Origin of the sequence: Streptomyces sp. NBC_00252, from assembly GCF_036187565.1 — a bacterium.
Taxonomy (GTDB): domain Bacteria; phylum Actinomycetota; class Actinomycetes; order Streptomycetales; family Streptomycetaceae; genus Streptomyces.
Genome location: NZ_CP108087.1, coordinates 9847523 through 9867009, shown reverse-complemented (window position 1 = coordinate 9867009; position 19487 = coordinate 9847523). Strand labels below are relative to the sequence as shown.

The 19487-nt window shown below is 70.7% G+C and carries 16 protein-coding genes; 9 read left to right on the top strand and 7 right to left on the bottom strand.

What is annotated here, in order from left to right:
* The first annotated feature begins 271 nt into the window (after window positions 1-271).
* Entirely contained in the window at window positions 272-3037 is a 2766-nt protein-coding gene (locus OHT77_RS43840) for an ATP-binding protein (RefSeq protein ID WP_328833962.1), read from the top strand.
* Between the two features lie 274 nt (window positions 3038-3311).
* A complete protein-coding gene (locus OHT77_RS43835; protein ID WP_328833961.1) occupies window positions 3312-4040 on the top strand; it encodes a sigma-70 family RNA polymerase sigma factor in 729 nt (242 codons plus the stop codon).
* Here the strand turns inward: OHT77_RS43835 and OHT77_RS43830 are convergent.
* The gene (locus OHT77_RS43830; protein ID WP_328833960.1) at window positions 4030-4956 is read right to left on the bottom strand and encodes an alpha/beta fold hydrolase; all 927 of its coding nucleotides are present in this window, start codon (window positions 4954-4956) and stop codon (window positions 4030-4032) included. The genes OHT77_RS43835 and OHT77_RS43830 overlap by 11 nt on opposite strands.
* Before the next feature lie 184 nt (window positions 4957-5140).
* On the opposite strand from OHT77_RS43830, the gene OHT77_RS43825 reads away from it, so the two are divergent.
* On the top strand, window positions 5141-5407 hold the full coding sequence (locus OHT77_RS43825) for a WhiB family transcriptional regulator (protein ID WP_328833959.1): 267 nt from the start codon (window positions 5141-5143) through the stop codon (window positions 5405-5407).
* A 184-nt stretch (window positions 5408-5591) separates the two neighbouring features.
* Window positions 5592-7214, top strand: a complete 1623-nt coding sequence (qcrB, locus tag OHT77_RS43820) for a cytochrome bc1 complex cytochrome b subunit (protein WP_328833958.1) — start codon at window positions 5592-5594, stop codon at window positions 7212-7214.
* Between the two features lie 109 nt (window positions 7215-7323).
* Here the strand turns inward: qcrB and OHT77_RS43815 are convergent, their stop codons facing one another.
* From OHT77_RS43815 to OHT77_RS43805, 3 genes are all read right to left on the bottom strand, one after another.
* Window positions 7324-8385: a ferritin-like domain-containing protein gene (locus tag OHT77_RS43815; protein ID WP_328833957.1), complete on the bottom strand. Its 1062-nt coding sequence runs from the start codon at window positions 8383-8385 to the stop codon at window positions 7324-7326.
* Window positions 8386-8504: 119 nt separating this feature from the next.
* On the bottom strand, window positions 8505-9077 hold the full coding sequence (locus OHT77_RS43810; protein WP_420313544.1) for a YceI family protein: 573 nt from the start codon (window positions 9075-9077) through the stop codon (window positions 8505-8507).
* Between the two features lie 209 nt (window positions 9078-9286).
* Entirely contained in the window at window positions 9287-10051 is a 765-nt protein-coding gene (locus tag OHT77_RS43805; RefSeq protein ID WP_328833955.1) for a class I SAM-dependent methyltransferase, read from the bottom strand.
* Between the two features lie 251 nt (window positions 10052-10302).
* Between OHT77_RS43805 and OHT77_RS43800 the strand changes: the two genes are divergently transcribed.
* From OHT77_RS43800 to OHT77_RS43780, 5 genes are all read left to right on the top strand, one after another.
* Window positions 10303-11037 carry an alpha/beta fold hydrolase gene (locus OHT77_RS43800; protein ID WP_328833954.1) on the top strand — a complete coding sequence of 245 codons (735 nt, stop codon included), beginning with the start codon at window positions 10303-10305 and terminating at the stop codon, window positions 11035-11037.
* A 273-nt stretch (window positions 11038-11310) separates the two neighbouring features.
* Entirely contained in the window at window positions 11311-12177 is an 867-nt protein-coding gene (locus tag OHT77_RS43795; protein ID WP_328833953.1) for an RNA polymerase subunit sigma, read from the top strand.
* A 175-nt stretch (window positions 12178-12352) separates the two neighbouring features.
* The gene (locus tag OHT77_RS43790; RefSeq protein ID WP_328833952.1) at window positions 12353-13297 is read left to right on the top strand and encodes an aldo/keto reductase; all 945 of its coding nucleotides are present in this window, start codon (window positions 12353-12355) and stop codon (window positions 13295-13297) included.
* A gap of 125 nt (window positions 13298-13422) precedes the next feature.
* On the top strand, window positions 13423-14172 hold the full coding sequence (locus OHT77_RS43785) for an SDR family NAD(P)-dependent oxidoreductase (RefSeq protein WP_328833950.1): 750 nt from the start codon (window positions 13423-13425) through the stop codon (window positions 14170-14172).
* A 4-nt stretch (window positions 14173-14176) separates the two neighbouring features.
* Complete coding sequence (locus OHT77_RS43780) at window positions 14177-15040, top strand: amidohydrolase family protein (protein WP_328833949.1); 864 nt, start codon at window positions 14177-14179, stop codon at window positions 15038-15040.
* A 109-nt stretch (window positions 15041-15149) separates the two neighbouring features.
* Here the strand turns inward: OHT77_RS43780 and OHT77_RS43775 are convergent, their stop codons facing one another.
* Genes OHT77_RS43775 through OHT77_RS43765 form a run of 3 tightly spaced genes read right to left on the bottom strand, consistent with a single transcriptional unit; the run spans window position 15150 to window position 19482 of the window.
* Window positions 15150-16739 (bottom strand): GH39 family glycosyl hydrolase, encoded by a 1590-nt coding sequence (locus tag OHT77_RS43775; protein WP_328833948.1) that lies wholly within the window; start codon window positions 16737-16739, stop codon window positions 15150-15152.
* Window positions 16736-17527: a ribonuclease activity regulator RraA gene (locus OHT77_RS43770; RefSeq protein WP_328833947.1), complete on the bottom strand. Its 792-nt coding sequence runs from the start codon at window positions 17525-17527 to the stop codon at window positions 16736-16738. The genes OHT77_RS43775 and OHT77_RS43770 overlap by 4 nt, the downstream gene beginning before the upstream one ends.
* Window positions 17527-19482 carry a hypothetical protein gene (locus tag OHT77_RS43765; protein WP_328833946.1) on the bottom strand — a complete coding sequence of 652 codons (1956 nt, stop codon included), beginning with the start codon at window positions 19480-19482 and terminating at the stop codon, window positions 17527-17529. Before OHT77_RS43765 ends, OHT77_RS43770 begins: the two co-directional genes overlap by 1 nt.
* Between the last annotated feature and the right edge of the window lie 5 nt (window positions 19483-19487).

Sequence of the window (19487 nt, the reverse complement as noted above, 5' to 3'; positions counted from 1 at the left end):
CCGACGCGCACCGGACCTCTGTCCGGAGGCACCCCGCCCCACCGGCACGACGGATCGGGATCCCCGCGTCCCGTCAGAGGTCCGCCCGGTCATCGCCTCGCCGCCCGCTGCCCGACCAGCGTGAAGAAGATCGTCGAGACCGCCGCGCTCGAAGGCCTCCGGCGGCCCGACTCGACGGCACGGCCCTGGTACCCACCCATGGTGTGACCAGCGGCGCGATGGAGATGTGCGGCCGAAGACCGCATCTATACGCTCACAGCCGGGGGTGTTCATGGAAGGCAAGAAGCCGGGCTCACTGTGGGGACGGGAGAGCGAACGCGCGGTACTGGACCGGCAGTTGGCCAAGGTGCGCGACGGCCACAGCGCGGTCCTGGTGCTGCGGGGCGAGGCCGGTATCGGCAAGTCCGCGCTGCTGGAGTACACGGCCGACAGCGCGGAGGGCTGCAGAGTGGTGCGCGCGGCCGGAGTCGAGGCCGAGATGGAGCTGGCCTTCGGGGGGCTGCACCAGCTGTGCGCGCCGTTCCTCGATCACCTCGGGCACCTCCCCGATCCGCAGCGAACGGCCCTGGAGACCGCCTTCGGCCTCAGCGCGGGCACTCCCCCGGACCGGTTCCTCGTGGGACTGGCGGTCCTCAGCCTGCTCGCCGACGTCGCTCAGGAGACGCCGCTCATCTGCCTGGTCGACGACGTGCAATGGCTCGACCGTGTCTCGGCGCAGATTGTCGGGTTCGTCGCCCGGCGTCTGATGGCGGAGCGGGTCGGGCTGATCTTCGGCGTCCGCGAGGCCGACGGGGAACGCGCTCTGCAGGGGCTGCCCGAGCTCACTCTCGGGGGTCTGAGCGAGCCCGACGCCCGCGCGCTTCTGGCCTCGGTGCTTCCCGGCCGGTTCGACGAACCCGTCCGCAGCCGGATCCTCGCCGAGGCCCGCGGCAACCCGCTGGCCCTGCTGGAACTGCCCCACAGTTCCAGCGCGGCCGAGCTCGCCGGCGGGTACGCCACGCCGTCGATGCGGCCCCTCGCCGGCAGGCTCGAGCACAACTTCACCCTGCGCGTCCAGGAACTGCCCCCGCAGACACGGCAGCTCCTGCTCCTCGCGGCGGCCGAGCCCGTAGGCGACGTCTCCCTGCTCCACCGCGCCGCCGACCTCCTCGGCCTGTCCATGAGCGAGGCCTCCCCGGCGCTGGCCGCGGGCCTGCTCGAAGTGCGCACACGGGTCCAGTTCCGGCATCCGCTGGTGCGTTCCGCCGTCTACCGCGCGGCGGGACTGGCCGAGCGCCGCGAGGTGCACCGGGCTCTGGCCGAGGCCACGGACGCACGGTCCGACCCCGACCGCCGCGCCTGGCACCTGGCCCGCGCCACGGCCGAGCCCGACGAGGCGGTGGCGGACGAACTGGTCCGCTCGGCCGACCGCGCCCAGGCGCGCGGCGGCATCGCCGCGTCGGCGGCCTTCCTGACGCGGGCGGTCGAGCTGACGCCCGACGCCTCCCGCCGCCGGACCAGAGCGCTGGCGGCGGCCCGCGCCAAGTACCTCGCCGGAGCGTTCGACGCCGCCCTCGAACTGCTGAACGTCGCCGAGATGGACACCCTCGACGATCTGCAGCACGCCCAGGCCGCCCTGCTGCGCGGACAGATCACCTTCGGATCGCGCAGTGCCGGCGCCACCGTGCCGCTCCTGCTCGCGGCGGCCCGGCAGTTCGAACCGCTCGACCCGGGCGTCGCCCGCGAGACCTACCGCGACGCCTTCTACGCGGCCCTCACAGCGGGCCGTATGTCCAGCGGCCCCGGGCTCGAGGAGGTCGCGAGGTCCGCGCGCACCGCACCGCAGACGTCCCACCCCGGCCCCACCGACCTCCTGCTCGACGGACTGGCCGCCGCCACCACGGACGGCTACGCGGCGGGCGCCCCGATGCTGCGCCACGCGCTGAGCACCCTGCGCTGCGGCGGCTTCACGGTGGAACAGTCGCTGGGCTGGCTCCCGTTCGCCTGCCGCATGGCCCACAACGTGTGGGACTTCGACAGCTGGAGCTCACTGTCCGCCAAACTCGTCCGCCTGGCACGCGAGACCGGAACGCTGTCCGTGCTGCCGTCGGCACTCCTGCTCCGGCTCGCGAACCGGGTCTTCGCCAGCGATCTGGACGACGCTGCCTCGCTGGCCATGGAAGCGGTGACGATCGGCGAAGCGACCGGCAGTCATTTCCTGGCGCACTACGGGGCGATGGTGATCGAACCCTGGCGGGGACGCGAGACGGAGACTCTGCGGGCGATCGGGACGATCACCGGCGACAGGACCCTGAGCGGCGAGGGGAAGTCCCTGACGGCGCCCCAGTGGGCGCTTTCGGTGCTGTACAACGGCCTCGGGCGGTACGAGGAGGCGCGCGTCGCCGCCGAGAAGGGCTGCGCATATCCGCAGGAGCTGGGGCTGGCCCTCTCCTCCCTGCCCGAGTTGGTGGAGGCGGCGGCACGCAGCGGACGGCGCGACCTCGCCGTCGACGCCGCCGACCGTCTGTCCGCCATCGCCCGGGCCAGCGGCACGGCCTGGGCGGCGGGCACCGCCGCGGCCGCGCGTGCGCTGGTCAGTGAGGGCGAGGCGGCCGACGCCCTGTACCGGGAGGCGATCGCCCGGCTGGAGAGCACCCAGGTGCGGACGGCGTGCGCCCGTACCAGGCTGCTGTACGGCGAATGGCTGCGCCGCGAGGACCGCGGCACCGAGGCACGGGAGCAGCTCACGCGCGCCCACGAGTTCCTCGACCGGGCCGGCGCGGAGGCCTTCGCCGAGCGTGCCCGGCGGGAGCTGGAGGCCACCGGCGAGACGGTGCGCGGCCGCACACCGGGCACCGACGAGGCGCTCACCCCCCAGGAGGCCCAGATCGCGCGGCTGGCCGGGGAGGGGCTGACGAACCTCGAGATCGGCGCACAGCTCTTCCTCAGCCCGCACACCATCGAATGGCACCTGCGGAAGGTGTTCACGAAGCTCGGGATCAAGTCCCGCAGGCAGTTGGGCACCGTGCTCCCCAGAGGCGCGGCTACCTCCGCCTGACCCTTGGCCAGGGGCTGCGCGTCCATCGAGCGCGTCCCTGGTCACACCCGTGCGCGCTCCGCGGGGCGCTCCTTCCTCACGCCTCGCACGGGCCGCTCCTCCGGCCACGGCACCGGGGCGCCAGGGGGTGGCGGGCCGTGGGCCACGTGGTGGCCACGGTTCGACCACGGGGTCCCCCACGGTCCACCAAGGGCGCGGCAGTCGCCCTGCCGGAGCGAACTTGGGATCAGCGGCCAGGGAGGCCGCGGATCCCGAGCAAGCAGAGGAGCCGATCGTGGGCACATCCGTGATCGCAGACCGCCAGAATCCGCAGACCGCGGCGGTCACCGCCACCACCGCGGCCGCCGAACTCCACGACGCGGCCTTCGTGTTCGTCCGCGCCCGGCCGGGACTTCTCAAGATCGCCAACCGGATCCTCCGGGACCCCGGCGAGGCCGAGGACGTCATCCAGGAGACATGGCTGCGGTGGCAGGGCACGGACCGCAGCGTCGTCGTCAACCCCGGTGCCCTGCTCCGGACGACGACCGTGCGGCTGGCCATCAACGTGCTCCAGTCGGCGCGCAGACGCCGCGAGTCCAGCGCCACCCCGTGGCTCCCGGAACCGGCGGACGCCGGCATGACACCGGAGGCGCTGGCGGAACGTCAGAACGCCGTGGAGCACGCCGTCGCGCTGCTGCTGCAGACCCTGACGCCCAACCAGCGTGCCGCGTACGTACTGCGCGAGGCGTTCGGCTACTCCTACGACCAGATCGGCGACCTGCTGCAGCTGTCGGTGGCGAATGCGCGGCAGCAGGTCTCCCGCGCACAGGACAGGCTCACCAACCGCCGACACCGGCAGCACGTGGACGCGGTCACTCACCGGCGCCTCGTCCAGGCGATCTTCACGGCCGCACGAACAGGCGACCTCGGCCAACTGGAGCGCGTACTCACCCGCCAGGACGCGCATGGTTCCGACGCGGCGACAGACACACGGCCCGGCACAGCCCGGTCGATCAGCTCGTGAGGAAAGCGCGCACGACCTCGGCGAACCGTTCAGGATGCTCGATGTGACCGAGATGGCCGGCCTCCTCCAGGGTCACCAGCCGGGCGGCGGGCAGCAGTTGGTGCGTCATGTGTGCCCAGTGCGGCCCGCAGATGAAGTCGTCCGCGCCGACCACGATCAGTGTCGGGACGGTGAGCCGGGGCAGTTCCCCGCGCACGTCGAACGGCGGCTCCTCTCCCCAGGCCGGTGCCGCGTACATCCGCATGGCCGCCCGCCCTGCCGCGAACTCCTTCTCCCGGCCCCAGTAGTCGTGGAAGTAGGCGGGCGCGATGGCGCGCAGCACCGCCGTGGCGCCGGCGTCGTCGGACCGGTCGGGACGTGTGGTGAGATCGGCGACGTACGTCGCCACCTCGGGCTGTTCGTCCGCATGACGCCGGACGAAGCCCTCCATACGGGCCACGGCGGCAGCCCAGAACTCCTCGCCCGTCACGGGTGAGGTGTCGTACAGGACCAGGGCCGCCAGGCGCCCGGGGTGGTCGAGCGCGTACCGCTGGGCGACGAATCCGCCGTGCGAATGGCCCAGCAGGGCCACCTCGGCGAGGCCCAGATGCTCGATCACCGCGTGCAGGAAATGCGTGTACGCGGCGAGGGTGTAGTCGCTCGGGTCGGCGAGTCGGCCGGACGCGCCCGTGCCGACCGGCTCGATGTAGACGACGGTCATGCTCCGCTCCAGCTCGGGCATGCGGAGGTACTCCCAGCCGATGCCCGGCCCCCCGGAGTGGGTCACGCACACCGGGCCGGATCCGGCGACGTGGTAGCGCTGGTCGACGTCGGCCGTGCCGTGCCGGACGACGAGGGTGTGGGTGCCCGGGGAGAGGGGATCGCCCGGATCGACGGCTGGGCTGGGAAGGGGCAGCGGGCCCTGTGCGGTGTTCACAGTTCACAGATGGTGCGGTGGCCCCGGTTCCGACTCAAGACATTGTGTCTGTTGTCACACTGCATTTCACACTGTTCTCCCCGCGGTCCGGCTGAGTTGGTTCGCAGGCGTCCGCGTGCGTCACAGGAGCCCGCTCCCCACGGTCAGATCCATGAAGGACGACTACGAGCAAGGAGGCGCTGCCATGAGCTGGCGCGAGAGTGCGGCTTGCAGGGATGTCGATCCCGACCTGTTCTTCCCCATCGGCACCGGGGGCCTGACACTGGTCCAGGTCGGCGAGGCCAAGGCCGTGTGCGCCCGGTGTCCCGTCAGGGAACGGTGTCTTGAGTGGGCTCTCGACGTCGGTCAGGTCGAGGGTGTCTGGGGCGGTACGACGGACAGCGAACGCCGAGCGACGCGACGACGCTCGGCCCGGCGGAAAACCGATCCGATCGGGGCGAAGGCGTCCTGACCAGGACACCACGACGCGATTCTGCCACACGATGCCATGTCACACCTTCACCACCTTGTCGGTCCTCTCTGATGAGGGCAAGGCAACGAACCGATGCCCGGCCGCAGCTCCTGACCGCGCACACGTTCGCTGCGCGGACCCGGCCGCAAGGCGCTCCTGGTGACGTGTTGATGGTGGTAATGACATGAGCGATGCAATCGAGTCGGTGCCGACAGCGGAAGACCGCAGCGGGGAGAGGATCGCCGAGTGGGCGAGGACCCGGATGGGTCTCCGCCGCGGCACCGGGAGCGGTGGACCCAAGGCGCGTCCGGACCACTGGTCGTTCCTGCTGGGCGAGATCTGTCTCTCCAGCTTCGTCGTACTCCTCGTCACCGGCGTGTATCTGACCTTCTACTTCCACCCGTCGACGAACCAGGTCGTCTACGACGGCAGTTACTCCCCGCTGCGCGGCCAGTTGGTGTCCGAGGCCTTCGACTCGACGATGCACATCTCCTTCGACGTACGCGGCGGCCTGCTGATCCGCCAGGCCCATCACTGGGCGGCACTGATCTTCGTCGCGGCCGTGCTCACCCACATGATGCGCGTGTTCTTCACCGGCGCGTTCCGCAAGCCGCGCGAGCTGAACTGGGTCCTGGGCTTCGCCCTGCTCGTCCTCGCCATGTTCGGCGGCCTGACCGGCTACGACCTGCCCGGTGACCTCCTGTCGGGAACAGGGCTCTCCGTGGTCAACGGGACGCTTCTGTCGGTGCCGATCGTGGGCACCTACCTGTCGATGTTCCTGTTCGGCGGTGAGTTCCCCGGCCATGATCTCGTGCCGCGCTTCGCCGTGATCCACATCCTGATCATTCCGGCGCTGATGCTGGCGCTGGTCGCCGCCCACATCCTCCTGGTGCGCCGCCACGGGCACACCCAGCACCCGGGCCCCGGCCGGACGGACAGGAACGTGGTCGGCCTGCCGGCGCGGGTGTACGCCGTCAAGGCGGTCGGCTATTTCAGCCTGGTCGCCGGAGTCGTGTGCGCCATCGCCTCGATCGCCCAGATCAACCCCATCTGGGAGTACGGCCCGTACCGCGCCGATCAGGTCTCCGCGGGCTCACAGCCCGACTGGTACATGGGGATCGCCGACGGGATGCTGCGCGTCATGCCCGGCTGGGAGCTGACCTTCTGGGGCCACACCCTGGCCCTGGACAACCTGATCCCCCTCGCGGCCGGCCTCGGCTTCTTCCTCGTCATGGGCGCCTATCCGTTCCTGGAGGCCTGGGTCACCGACGACGACCGCGACCACCACCTGCTGGAGCGGCCACGCAACCGGCCCGTGCGCACCGCGTTCGGTGTGGCATGGATCGGCGTCTACGCGGTGGCGCTGCTCGGAGCCGCGAACGACGTCATCGCCGTGACCTTCCACCTGTCGGTCAACGCGGTCACCTGGACGGTTCGCATCGCCCTGTTCGTCGTACCGGTCGTCCTCTTCGTCGTCACGAAGCGCGTGGCCCTGGGCCTGCAACGCCGCGACCGTGACAAGGTCCTGCACGGCCGCGAGACCGGTGTCATCAAGCGCCTCCCGCACGGCGAGTACGTGGAGGTGCACCAGCCTCTCGACGCGCGCGAACTCCACGTCCTCACGGCACACGAGCAGTATCGGCCCCTCGATGCGGGTACGCCCGACGGAAACGGCCGAACGACCCGAGCCGGCAGAACACAACAGTTCCGCGCGCTCCTCAGCCGTGGCTTCTACGGCAAGGGGACCCAGATCCCCAAGGCCACCGCGCAGGAGTACGACGAGATCACCAGTCGGCATCACGGGTGACGACGCGTCCGCCAAGCACCTGAAACAAGCGGCGTCCCAGCCCCTTGATCGGCACATGTCTCGGCCCCCTGGACAGCTACCGCGTCCAGGGGGCCGAGACATATATGGATCAGGGACGGTCTTCGGGGGCGACGTAGTCGAAGGTCGGTCCCGCGGTCGTGCCCTCGCCGTCGGGCATCGCCATCAGGCTCTGCGCCTGTCCCTTGAGCGCGTACATCGTGCCCACCGACACCCCCAGCATCGCGGGACTGCCGTTGAACGCCTGCTCCAGGAGCTGGAGCAGTTTGCCGTACGCGACGTTGAACGCTTCCTGCGCCGTGCGGATCGCGCTGCCCTCCGGATGGTCCTCAAGCCGCGGGTTGGGCCGCATCGGGCGCACCCCGGCGGGGTCGACGGTGAGCGTCTCGCCGGTGGGGCCGGTCTCCGGGGTGTCGCCCGGCTGGTACCGCCGGCCCTCCGCCAGCTCCTGGAACCGGTAGTAGTGCGAGACCGCCTTGGTCTGCGCGTGGAACATGTCCACGTCCCCGTCCCACACGTCGACGCGTGCGGCGCCCTCGCCCTGCTCGACGATCTCCTCGAGTGCGGCGAGCGCCGATTCGAGGTCGGTGACCGGGCTCAACTGCCCGCCGGTGTGGCCGAAGGGGCCGGCGGCCACCTGCCGGGCGGGGTCACCGGTGAAGACCTGCTCCTCGCCGAGCTCGCTGCAGAGACGACGCAGTCCCCGCTCGACCGCGTCGTAGAACTGACCGATGGTCTGATAGCCGTCGCCCTCGGCCGGATCTCCCGGGTGGGCCGGTTGTTCCAGGCGCAGGAACATCGTGAGCGCCTCCTGCCCGAACGGCAGCAGGGACAACTGGATGGAGGGATCGGCGTGCGGCATGGTCCGCGGGTGCGGCGCCAGTATCCGCGGGGTGTCGACGCGAGGCTGCCCGCCGACGGCGTTCAGCAGGTTCGCCGCGAGTGCGAGGTGGATCATCTCCTCGACGAACACGCTGCTGATCACCTCGACGGCCTGGGCGTTCCGCTCGGGGTCGAGCGAATACAGGGCCGTGAGGTAGGGCGGCAGCGTGGCGTGTTCCAGCTCGATGGCCCACTGCAGGTGCTCGCGCAGGTCCTCCACCGTGGTGATCGGGCGGAAGCGCGCCTGGTCGGAAGGGTCTTGCTGATTCATGGGGTCTCACCTGGGTTTCGTGGGTACGGTTCGGCCGCGGGTGCGGGCCGATCTGTGTCACCGGAATCGGCACCGGCGGGGGCCGTGCCGGGCGTTCGGCGCGCTGGGGCGGGCGCCGGTCATGAGACGTCCGCGCGGGACAGGCGGACGGCGGAGACGTCGAGACTGAGCTTCGCCCTGTCGCTGACGAGGACACCGCCGGTCTCGAGGGGCGTGTTCCAGCCGAGGCCCCAGTCGGAGCGGCGCACGGTGGCCGTGCCGGAGAAGCCGACACGGTGGCGCCCCTGCTCGTCACGCGCGGACCCGCCGAAGGCGAGGTCGATGGGGAGAGGGAGTTCGACGTCCTTGATCCTCAGCAGGCCGGTCATACGGAACTGACCGTCACCGCAGGCTGCGACGCTCACGGAACGGAACGCCATCAGTGGATACGTGGCGGCGTCGAAGAAGTCCGGCCCCGTGAGGTGGGTGTCCCTGTCGAGGTTCCCGGTGTCGAGACTGCCGGTCTGGACACTCAGGTAGGCCTCGGAACGGGTCGGCTGGTACCCGTCCAGCTTGACCAGCCCCTCGAACGCGCCGAACCGTCCGCGCACGTTCGTGATCATGGCGTGCCGGACGGAGAAGCCGATGGTGCTGTGCGCCGGGTCGATGGTGTAGACGCCGGTCAGAGCCGTGTACGAGGCGTCGGTCGACATGTGGGGGTCCTTGCGGTTGCTGACCACGACGATGAGGTCGTTGTGAACCATCGCCGTATCTCTGCGGATGATGAGGCGGACCGCGGCCGAGAAGGGCCCAGCGAGGTCCGCAGGAGGAGAGACAGGGAAGGACGGTCTCGTGTGACACCGATTGCACGGCCGAGAGCCCGCTCCCCGGCCGGTGCGTCGAGGTGTGGATCGGGCCGCTGTCACTCACGTCGTACGGTCAGCACCGCGGGGGCGCCCGCTTCGGGTACCGGGGTGAATCCGTGGTCGGCCAGTTCCTCGGCCACGTCGTCCCGGGAAGCCGGCCACATCCAGAAGGTCTCGGTGTGCTCGCGCACGACATCGGTCCCGTCGCGCACCCAGTAGTCGAAGCGGGTGCGGATACGGCCCGCCTCGGCCGACAGCACCATGTGCCCGCCGTACTCGTGCCGGCCGAGTCTCTGGGGAGGCAGCGGGCGGACGGTGGGCGTCCGCGGAAGGTACGCGGGAGGAAGGTGCAGCAGGAGGAGGCCGCCTGGGCTGAGTGCTTCGGCGACCGCGGGGTAGAGCCTGCGTCGCGAGGAGGGGTCGAGGCACGCCAGGGTGTTGTGACAGACGGCGACGTCCGCGACACCGCGCAACCGTGCCTCGTCGAGCGAGCAGGGGTGCACGGTGACCCGCCCCCGCACGTCGGCCGGCAGGGAGGCGAGGCGGGTCATCAGCGCGGAGCGCATGGAACGCGCGGGTTCGACGGCGTGCACCCCCACCTCGGACTCGGCGAGGCCCAGCAGCGTGACACGGCCGGTGCCCGCACCGATGTCCAGCACACCGAGACGTGCGCTTCCGACCGCCGTTCCGTAGAGCTCCCGGACCTGCGCCGCATCGGCCTCGCCTTGCAGGACGTCGTAGAACTCGGCACTGACCGCGTACGCGTCTCGGGACGAGATGCCCGGCGGGTGCGCGGGCGAACGGGACGAAAGGGAGTACATGCCCAGCTGACAGATCCGGCGCCTCATGTGTGACGGAACGGCGGGCACCGGACTGCTCGGGACGAACCCGAAGGGCGTGCCGTACCCTCTCGCCGACGCTCCCGGGGCTGCACCTCGATCACACGTAACACGGTGTGCCACTATGTTGTGCATAGCCGCTTCGGCACCTGATGCTCGTCGTGCCGGCGCACTGTCGGCCGGGTCGTCTTCCCGGATTCCGGCCGCGGCCCTACCGAGAGGGATTACCGACCATGCCTGCCATCCTGATACACGGCGTTCCCGACACCCATCGCGTGTGGGACGGCGTACGCCGCCGGCTGACCCGCTCGGACGTCGAGGCCTGGGACCTGCCCGGGTTCGGCACTCCCCGGCCCGCAGGATTCGACGCCGACAAGCAGGAGTACGTCGACTGGCTCGTCGAACGCCTTGAGCGTGTCGGCGAGCCGGTGGACCTGGTCGGTCACGACTGGGGCTGCATCCTCACCGCGCGCGTCGCCTCCGTCCGCCCCGACCTGGTGCGCACCTGGGCCGGTGGCAACGGACCGATCAGCTCCCGCTACGTCTGGCATCCGCTGGCGAAGCTCTGGCAGGACCCGGTCGAAGGGGAACGGTTCATGGCCGCACTGGACCCCGCGTCCTTCGCGAAGGACCTGGTCGACGGCTTCGACGCGCCCGTTGAGCCGGTGGAGGAGATGATCCGCCACGTCGACGACACGATGAAGGACAGCGTCCTGCGGCTGTACCGGTCGGCCGTGACCATGGGGGCGGAGTGGGAACCGGCCCTGTCGAAGGTGACCGCACCCTCCCTGGTGTTCTGGGGTGCGCGCGATCCGGCCTGCCCGATCGAGTTCGGCCACGAACTCGGCGAAGCGCTGCGCGCCACCCGCGTCGTCGCCCTCGACAGCAACCACTGGACCGTACTGGAGCGGCCCGCGGAGGTGGCCGCCGCCCTGGAAGCGCACTGGGCGGAGGGCACGGCCCGCTAGCCGCAGCGTCTCGTCGCGCACGAAACGGGGTCGCCCCGCGCCGACCGCCGTTGTTGTCGGCGCCGACTCGGGCGCGGCTGCCGGAGCGCCCGGCCTGTACCGGGGCCTGTCCGGGAAACCGTGTCACATGATCGGCCTCTGTCCGGTCACCAGTGAGTTGCTGACGAACCGCCGCCCGAAGGAGGGCATCCCTCCTTCGGGGGCCACGGCGGTCACTGGCGTGAGCAGAGGTGGCACCGCCGCGTCGGGTGCTGTGGGAAGGGGTGATGCCATATGGACCAGGAGCCGGACGACGACGGGATGCCGATCGCGGAGCTGCTCGACGAACGGCGCCACCTCCTCGACGTCGCCTATTGGATGCTGGGCCGGAGCCAGGACGCGGACGGCGTCGTGGCGGAGGCCTACCGGTGCTGGTACGGCTTGTCGAGCGGTCACAGGGCTCGGCTCACCGACCCCCGCTCCTGGCTGGTGAGGGCCGTCGGCGGTATCTGCCTGGACCGCCTGGCGCCGTCCGGGCGGGCGCGTCCCGGCCAGGACGGCACGGCCCCGCCCCGGGACCTGGAGGGCGAGGTGAGCCAGGCCCTTCTCCAGGCACTCGACTCCCTGTCACCGGCCGAGCGTGCCGCGTTCGTCCTCAACGACGTGTTCCGGATGGCTCCCGGGACGGTCGCCGACATCGTCGGCCAGACGGAACGGGAGTGCGGCGAACTCGCCGCCAGGGCCCGACACAGCCTGCGGACCAGACGGGCACGCCCCACCACGCGACAGCAGCACGACTGGGTGGTCCGAGCCGTCCACGAGGCCTGTGCGGCGGAGAACCCCGCACTCCTGACGGCACTTCTGGCACCGGACGCCACGGTGTTCTTCGACGGAGGCGGCAAGGTCAGGACGCTGACCCGGCCCGTCCACGGCGCACCACGCGTCACCCGCAGTCTGCTCACCCTTCTGGCCGGCCACCCCCACACCACACTGCACTGCCAGTCCGTCAACTCCCGCACCGGAATAGTGGTGCGCTACGGCGACGAGGTCGCAGCCGTCATCAGCCTGGACGTCGCGGGCGACCACGTCATACAGATCTGGGCGGTTCTCAACCCGGACAAGCTCCGCCGCTGGAACCGGGCGGACACGCGGGAGAGCTGAGAAGCACGCAGGGCGGGCGCCCTGCCCCGACCGTTCGTCCCGCCCCACTCCCCCACCACGGCCCGGCTTCTTGTCGGTGATCGACTCTTTTTTGAGACGGCTCTTGACGTGGGAGGGGGCTAGGCATTCCCATCGTCTATCGATAGAACTTTATCGAGTGCGTTGAGAGGACGACATGAGGAACAGACGCGTCGCGGACGGCTCGGTCCGTGGCCGCGGACTCCCGCTCCCGGACCTGGGACTCGGCTGTGCGCCCATCGGCGACCTCTACGCGGCGGTCAACCCCGAGGTCGCGGCGGCCACCGTGCACACCGCGCTCGCGCTGGGTTCCACACTGCTGGACACCGCACCGAAATACGGCAACGGCCTGTCCGAGCAGCGCCTGGGGCAGGCCCTCGCGTCGCTCGACCCGAACTCCTACCAGCTCGCGACCAAGGTGGGATGGAGCGTCACCGAAAACCGTCCGCCTGAGCCGGCGTTCAGCGCGGACGGCGTGCTCCGCAGCCTGGAAGGCAGCATGCGGCGCCTCGGCACGGACCGGTTCGACATCGTCCATGTGCACGATCCCGACGACCACTTGGACCAGGCCGTCGCCGAGACCATGCCCGTCCTGGAGCGTCTGCGCGACGAGGGGGTGATCGGCACCATCGGGGCCGGCATGAACAGTGACGGGCTCCTGGCGGATCTGGTCCGCCGCACGGATCTGGACCGCGTGCTCATCGCGGGCCGCTACACCCTGCTGGAGCAGGGAGCGCGATCCGCCCTGCTGCCTCTCTGCCTCGAACGGGGCATCGAGGTGATCGCGGCCGGTGTGTTCAACTCCGGTCTGCTGGCCGATCCGCGGCCCGGAGCGCCGTACAACTACCGGCCCGTACCCGACGAGATCCTCGCCAGGGCACTTCGGCTGAAGGAGATCTGCACCCGCCACGAGGTCCCGCTGCGTGCCACCGCGCTCCAGTTCCCTGCCGCGCATCCCGCCGTGCGTACGGTCCTCATCGGCGCGGCCCATCCCGACGAGGTCGCGGACAACGTGGCCCTGGCCCAAATGCGGCTGCCGTCCGCCCTGTGGAGCGAGTTGCGGGAGGCCGGACTCATCGACGCCGCGTCACCTGTGCCGTGACAGCCGCGCCTCCGTCCTGATCCCTTCCTCATCGCCCTCAAGTCCACCCTCTTGCGCAGGAGTTGCCGTGCAGCCGAGAACCTGTCCCGTCGTCCGCCCCCGGAACATGTCGGGACGGTTGTGACATGGGTGCGTTCGCTGGAACAAGAGCCCTGGTCACCGGAGGCGCCTCCGGCATCGGGCTGGCCACGGCACGCCAACTGGCGCTCCAGGGCGCGCAGGTGGCAGTCCTGGATCTGCAGGCACCGCCCGGCGACGAACTCTTCTTCGTACGGGGAGACATAGGCGACACGCCCTCCGTCACGGCGGCCGCGCAGGCGGCGTTGGAGGCACTCGGCGGGTTGGACATCCTGGTCAACAACGCGGGAGTCGGTGCCCAGGGAGGGGTGGAGGACAACCCGGACGCGGAGTGGCATCGCGTCCTGGACATCAACGTCGTGGGGCACGTCCGGGTGACACGGTCGGTCCTGCCGAGTCTGCGTGCCTCCTCGTGCGCGGCCATCGTGAACGTCGCCTCCATCGCGGCGACCGCGGGTCTCCCCGACCGTGCCCTGTACTCGGCCACCAAGGGTGCCGTCCTGGCCCTTACCCTGGCCATGGCCGCCGACCTTGTGGCGGACGGCATCCGCGTGAACGCCGTGAACCCCGGGACGGTGAACACCCCTTGGGTGGAGCGGTTGTTGAACGGGTCCGACGACCCCGAGGGCGAGCACGCCGCCCTGGCGGCACGGCAACCCCTCGGACGCCTGGTCGCCCCCGAGGAGGTGGCCGAGGCCATCTGCTACCTCGCCTCGCCTGCGGCCGGTTCCGTCACCGGGACCGCGCTCGCGGTCGACGGAGGCATGGCCGGCCTGCGCCTGCGCCCGAAGGGCTGAACCGATGGGACCGCAGCCGGACACGTCATGGCGCATCGACGCCCATCACCACGTGTGGGACCTGGCTGTCCGGGATCTGCCCTGGACCCGGGACATCCCCGTCCTGAACCGCAGCTTCGGCATGGCCGACCTGCGTCCACACCTACGGAAAGCCGGCATCGGCGCCACCGTGGTGGTGCAGACGTCAGCTGTCGCCGAGGAGACCACCGACCTGCTCGCCTTGGCGGCTCGGGACGAGCACGTGCGTGCCGTCGTCGGGTGGACGGACGTGACCCATCCGGCGATCGGTGAGGCGCTGGACCGGCTGCGGGAAGGTCCGGGGGGCGCGGCTCTGGCGGGCATCCGCCACGCGGTTCAGGACGAGCCGGATCTCCAGTGGCTGCACCGCGACGAGGTACGCCGGGGCCTGAAGGCAGTCGGCGCGGCCGGCCTCGTCTACGAACTGCTGGTCCGCCCGGGCCAGTTGGCCATGGCGGTGAAGGTCGTGGAGGACCTGCCCGAGGTGTCCTTCGTACTCGACCACGCGGGTAATCCCGAGATCGCGCCGGACGCCCTGGCCCCATGGGCTGCTCTCATGGGCCGACTGGGCCGTCGCCCCAATGTGGCTGTCAAGCTCTCCGGACTGGTCACCCGTTCCCCCGCACCCCACACGCCCTTTCTCGCGGCGTACGCGGACGTTCTTCTGGACCGGCTGGGTCCGGAACGGGTGATGTTCGGCTCCGACTGGCCGGTCTGCCTGCTCGCCGCCTCCTACGACCGGACGGTCGCCGTCGCCGCGTCGTTGACCGCGCGGCTCAGCCCGTCCGAACAGGCCCAGGTTCACGGGGGAACGGCGGCGCGCTGGTACGGGATGAACGGCCGTCGTTGACGGCGACGGCCGTTCACGGCCCGGGGCGGTCCGCAGCGCCCAAGGACCACTGCGGACCTTCCCTTCGATCCGCTGCGGGCGTGGCGGACGTACGCGTCTGACCGACCGTCTAGCGGGCCCTGTTCAGCAGCGCGATCGCCCAGGGCCGCAACTCCGCGTCGACTGCGAGTACGCCGTCATCGGAGACGGTGTGCCAGGTGGTCGCGCCCTGCCCGGCGCCAGCGCGGATCGCTTCGAGGTCGGCCATGGACGGATTGCCGTCGCGGCCCTGCCTGGTCCATTCCGTCATCGCCCAGCCATGTCGGTCGTCGACCACCTCAAGGGCGTAGCGCTCACCGGCGACCAGTCCGGCGATGCGCAGGCTCAGCCTCTTCGGCTGCCCCGTCGCCAGCGTGCGGTCGGCGACATCCCGGGTGCCGAACGACGCGGGGACCGACAGGGCGACCTCCTCCGGATAGTGGACGGCCAGAGCCGTCACGTCGGTGCCGCGACGGGTGACCACGAGGCCCTCGTCGCGGTGGACGAGGTGGTCGCCCAGCGCGTTCAGCATGCGGTAGGCGTGCATGGCCGGCTTGGGGATGCCGTCCTGGTTGAGCATGCCGAATCCGCCGTGGAACGGGTCGCGGCCGGCTCCCTCCTCCTCGAAGACGTCCGTGAAGGTCCAGTAGGCAAGGCTGTCGACCAGGCCGATCGACGCGAGCACCGTGCGGACCACGAACGCGGCGGCCTGGGGGTAGTCGTGGGTGAAGTCCCGCGAACTGGAGCTGGAACTCCACTCGGTGAGATGGATCTCGGCCCGCGGAAAGGGACCGGCGTCGACGATCTCACGCACCCGGCGCAGGTCGGTCGGCGTGGCCTCGACGCCACGGGTGAGCTTGCGGCCGTTGCCGTGCCCGTCCAGCGCCCAGTCGGTCGGATACGGATGGCACGAGACGAAGTCGACGGGGAGCCTGTTGTCGGCGCAGAACCGCAGGAACTCCTCCAGCCACACCGGTCGCCAGTCGAGGGCGTCCAGGTCGGGGGCGGTCAGCACGGTCTCGTGCTGTGCGATGTCCTCGACCTCGCCGTCGAAGCGGGCGTCCGGCACGAAGTTGCTCGTCGCCGGGCCGCCGACCCGCAGTGCGGGGTCGACCGCCTTCACCGCCAGGACCGTCACCCGGTACAGCTCGAAGTACTCGCTGCGGGTGCCGCGGAAGAACGGGCCGAGGTTCGGTTCGTTCCACACCTCGAAGTACCACGCGCGCACCTCGTCGATCCCGTACCGCGCGACCCAGTGCTCGACCGTGGCGCGTACGAGCGCCGCCCACTTCTCGTTGTCCGTGGGCGGCGACCCGTTGGCGCCCCACCAGAAGACCGTTCCGGTCTCGCGGGCGAGTTCCGGCGGGGAGAAGCCGAACTCGACGAACGGCCGCATCCCGGCGGCGAGGATCGCGTCGAACAGCAGGTCGACGTAGTGGAAGGAGGGCGCCACCTCACCGTCGACCTCGCGGTAGACGAACATGTCCCCGTGGAACAGACCGTGGAAGCGGACGTAGTCGAAGCCGCCGAGCCGGTGCGCCTGCGTCAACTGGCTCTGCCAGTGCGCCCGGAGTCCCTCGTTGGCCCGGCCCGCGCCCACGACGCGGCTCCAGAAGTGGTCCAGCGGTACCCCGGGGGCGTCCGCGAGGTCGAGTTCCCGTTCCATGATCGCTTCGGTCACGGGGAGGGTGCCTTCGATCGGTTGTCGCGCCACAGTTCGTACTCGGCGCGGCTGTTGGGGCTGAGCGGGTAGTAGTCGGAGAGTCGGGCGCCCTGTTCCAGGCGCATGCGGCTGAACGACTCCCAGTCCTCGTGGTCCTCGGCGTCCTGGATGAGTTCCAGCGCCTTGCCGGACGGCACGATCACGGCACCGTCGTCGTCGGCGACGACCACGTCACCGGGCAGGCAGAGCACACCGCCCGCCGCGACGGGCACGTCGTAGGCCCAGGGGAAGAGGTCGGTCTGAGACGCGTAGTGCGGGGTGGTGCCGGTGCACCAGATCGGTACGCCGAGCTGACGGACCCGGGCGGCATCCCGGATCCGGCCGTCGACGACGATCCCGGCGCCGCCGCGCCGCTTGAAGTAGCGCACGAGCATGTCGCCGAAGCAGCCGGTGAAGGCGCTGCCCCAGGCCTGGACGACGAGCACGTCGCCGGGCTGAACGGTCTCCAGGACCGCCCAGAGCGCCGTGTCGCGCTCGACGTACTCCTGGCCCAGGCCGCTCGCGACGTCCTCGCGCTGGGGCATGAACTGCAGGGTGAGGGCCGATCCGACGACGCGGCTTCCGGTCTCCAGCGGTGTCGGTCCCTGGACGGCGGTGCGAGTGACGCCCATGGAGTGCAGTTTCGCGCACGCGGTCGCGGCGCTTATCGCGTCCATGCGGCGGATGTGGTCGGCGTCGGCGCGCTGGAAGGGCTCGCCCCGAACGGGCAGCGGCCACACTGCCGACGGCGAGTTCTCGGTGTCCATCAGGATTCTCTCCGGGGTGTGATGCGGGTGAAGCTGGTGTGGGCGGGGGTCTGGGCGCGCCGGGTGACCTCCAGCCGTAGCGTGACGCGATGCAGCGGGCGGAGCGCGACCACGAGCCGGGACGATCCGACGGGGGTGCTCACCTGCCGTGTTTCCGGGTCGGGGATGAGATAGCCGCGTGAGTCGCCGACGCAGGCGTCTCGGGCTGCGTCGAAGACCACCCGGTCGATGCGGTCCTCGCCGAAGGCGCCGGCCTGGACGACGACCTCCCGCCGGGAGTCGGGGTCGAGGTTGACCAACTCCAGGCGTACGCCGTCGGCATCGGCTTCGCGCACCAGCGCGGCCACGCCGTCGGGAAGGCCCGGGCGGCCGCGCAGCGCGTCACCGAACGTGACACGGGCCAGCGCGAGCCCTCCGTTGTAGAGGGCGGGCGGCGCGCCGGTGGTCAGCTGGGTGAGCACTTCGGTGACGACCGGGTTGAGCCGCTGCCACCAGTGGATGTCGTCGTCCGGCGGCCCGTACGGAGTCGCCCGCATCAGGGCCAGCCGTCGCGCCACCTGGCCCAGCGCGAGTTCGAGGGCCGCCTCGGGATATCCGGGGTTGCGGCCGAGGAGGAACGACACCCACGGTGCCTCGTGCCCCTGCTCCTCCTTGTCCTGGAACCACTTGGTGTCGCGCCAGTCGAAGCCGGCGTCCTGCTCCAGCGATTCCAGCCGCTCGCGGTCGGCCGGCTCCGAGGTCAGCCACCACAGCCAGACCGGGTAGACGAGAGGGACGGGGTGGAGGTCGAACCAGCCGTTCAAGTCGTGCCGGTAGGGCACGAGCCGGACCGGCACATCGGGCGCGACGTCCATCTTCTGCGCCCAGCCCCAGCCCATGCTTCCCGCGGTCGCCGCATCGGTGCGCACCACGCCCCGCGCGATGACGGTGTCGAGGGGCACCCGTGCGAGGTCCAGTCCTGCGGTGCCGCCCGTCACGAGGGTCTCGTTGACGGCGGCGATCATGGCGGCGGCCTCGACCGAATGCAGTCCGTGCGGCCATGCCCAGCCGTAGTGGCCGCCGTACCAGTGCCCGTCGTGCAGTTCGCCGACGACTCCTGACGGGCCCACGTTGTCCGGGATCAGGCCGCCGTTCGCCGCCGCGCGCTCACGCCACGCGCCGACGTACTCGACGACCCAGTCCGCGAACTCCGGGTCGTGGTCGTAGAGCCAGGCGTTGGTCACCAGTGAGGTGGCCGCGAGGTTGATCGCGGTGTCGCCCCTGCCGAGGCGCTCCTGCATGGCGTCGCCCATACGACGGGCGTTCTCCTCCGCGTACAGGTCGTCCCAGCCGGTGATCCCGGGAAGGTCGTCGAGCGGCAGGCCGTACGGCTTCATGACGGCCTGGTGCGCGCTGTACTCGGTCCACTCGGTCCCGAGCCCCGGCCGCGGACCACCCGATCCGGTGTGCGGGGCGACGATGATCCGCGCGGCCGGGTCGTAGTTGCCCCTGGCCGGGTCCGTGTAGAGACGCGCGAACCGCAGGGCCCGCTCCCGGAAGGCGGCGTCGTCCGGGTCGGCCGCGCAAAGGGCGTAGAAGAAGTTCAGCGACTCACCCTGGTGGAACCAGTCGTAGCCGACCTCGTACTCGTCGTGGACGAAGCCGAACTCCGTCAGCTGCGCCGTCACTCCGGCCCAGTGCTTCTTGGCCGACGCGAGAAGGTCGTCCGCGCCGCCGAGCCGGTACAGCACCGGCCAGTTGAAGAAGGGCTCGTAGAAGTCGTCGACGCCGTCCCGGTGGTGCATCCGACCGCCGTAGGTCAGGCGTCCGTCCGGACCGCAGTAGGTCGCCCCGAACTCGCGCCACGCCGAGTCGAGCAGGGCGAACAGCCGCCGTTCCAGCACCGCCCACAGCGGGGTCTCGCGCACCGGGACCGTCGCCTCGACGCGTGTCAGGTCATCCTGTGGATCGTCCATCGCCC

What these genes read in the sequence shown, in the direction of transcription:
- OHT77_RS43840 (WP_328833962.1), top strand. Translation starts at nt 272, where the DNA reads ATGGAAGGCAAGAAGCCGGGCTCACTGTGGGGACGGGAGAGCGAACGC.
- OHT77_RS43765 (WP_328833946.1), bottom strand. Translation starts at nt 19,482, where the DNA reads ATGGACGATCCACAGGATGACCTGACACGCGTCGAGGCGACGGTCCCG.
- OHT77_RS43805 (WP_328833955.1), bottom strand. Translation starts at nt 10,051, where the DNA reads ATGTACTCCCTTTCGTCCCGTTCGCCCGCGCACCCGCCGGGCATCTCG.
- OHT77_RS43810 (WP_420313544.1), bottom strand. Translation starts at nt 9,077, where the DNA reads ATGTCGACCGACGCCTCGTACACGGCTCTGACCGGCGTCTACACCATC.
- OHT77_RS43795 (WP_328833953.1), top strand. Translation starts at nt 11,311, where the DNA reads ATGGACCAGGAGCCGGACGACGACGGGATGCCGATCGCGGAGCTGCTC.
- OHT77_RS43825 (WP_328833959.1), top strand. Translation starts at nt 5,141, where the DNA reads ATGAGCTGGCGCGAGAGTGCGGCTTGCAGGGATGTCGATCCCGACCTG.
- OHT77_RS43815 (WP_328833957.1), bottom strand. Translation starts at nt 8,385, where the DNA reads ATGAATCAGCAAGACCCTTCCGACCAGGCGCGCTTCCGCCCGATCACC.
- OHT77_RS43770 (WP_328833947.1), bottom strand. Translation starts at nt 17,527, where the DNA reads ATGGACACCGAGAACTCGCCGTCGGCAGTGTGGCCGCTGCCCGTTCGG.
- OHT77_RS43790 (WP_328833952.1), top strand. Translation starts at nt 12,353, where the DNA reads ATGAGGAACAGACGCGTCGCGGACGGCTCGGTCCGTGGCCGCGGACTC.
- OHT77_RS43780 (WP_328833949.1), top strand. Translation starts at nt 14,177, where the DNA reads ATGGGACCGCAGCCGGACACGTCATGGCGCATCGACGCCCATCACCAC.
- OHT77_RS43800 (WP_328833954.1), top strand. Translation starts at nt 10,303, where the DNA reads ATGCCTGCCATCCTGATACACGGCGTTCCCGACACCCATCGCGTGTGG.
- OHT77_RS43785 (WP_328833950.1), top strand. Translation starts at nt 13,423, where the DNA reads ATGGGTGCGTTCGCTGGAACAAGAGCCCTGGTCACCGGAGGCGCCTCC.
- qcrB (WP_328833958.1), top strand. Translation starts at nt 5,592, where the DNA reads ATGAGCGATGCAATCGAGTCGGTGCCGACAGCGGAAGACCGCAGCGGG.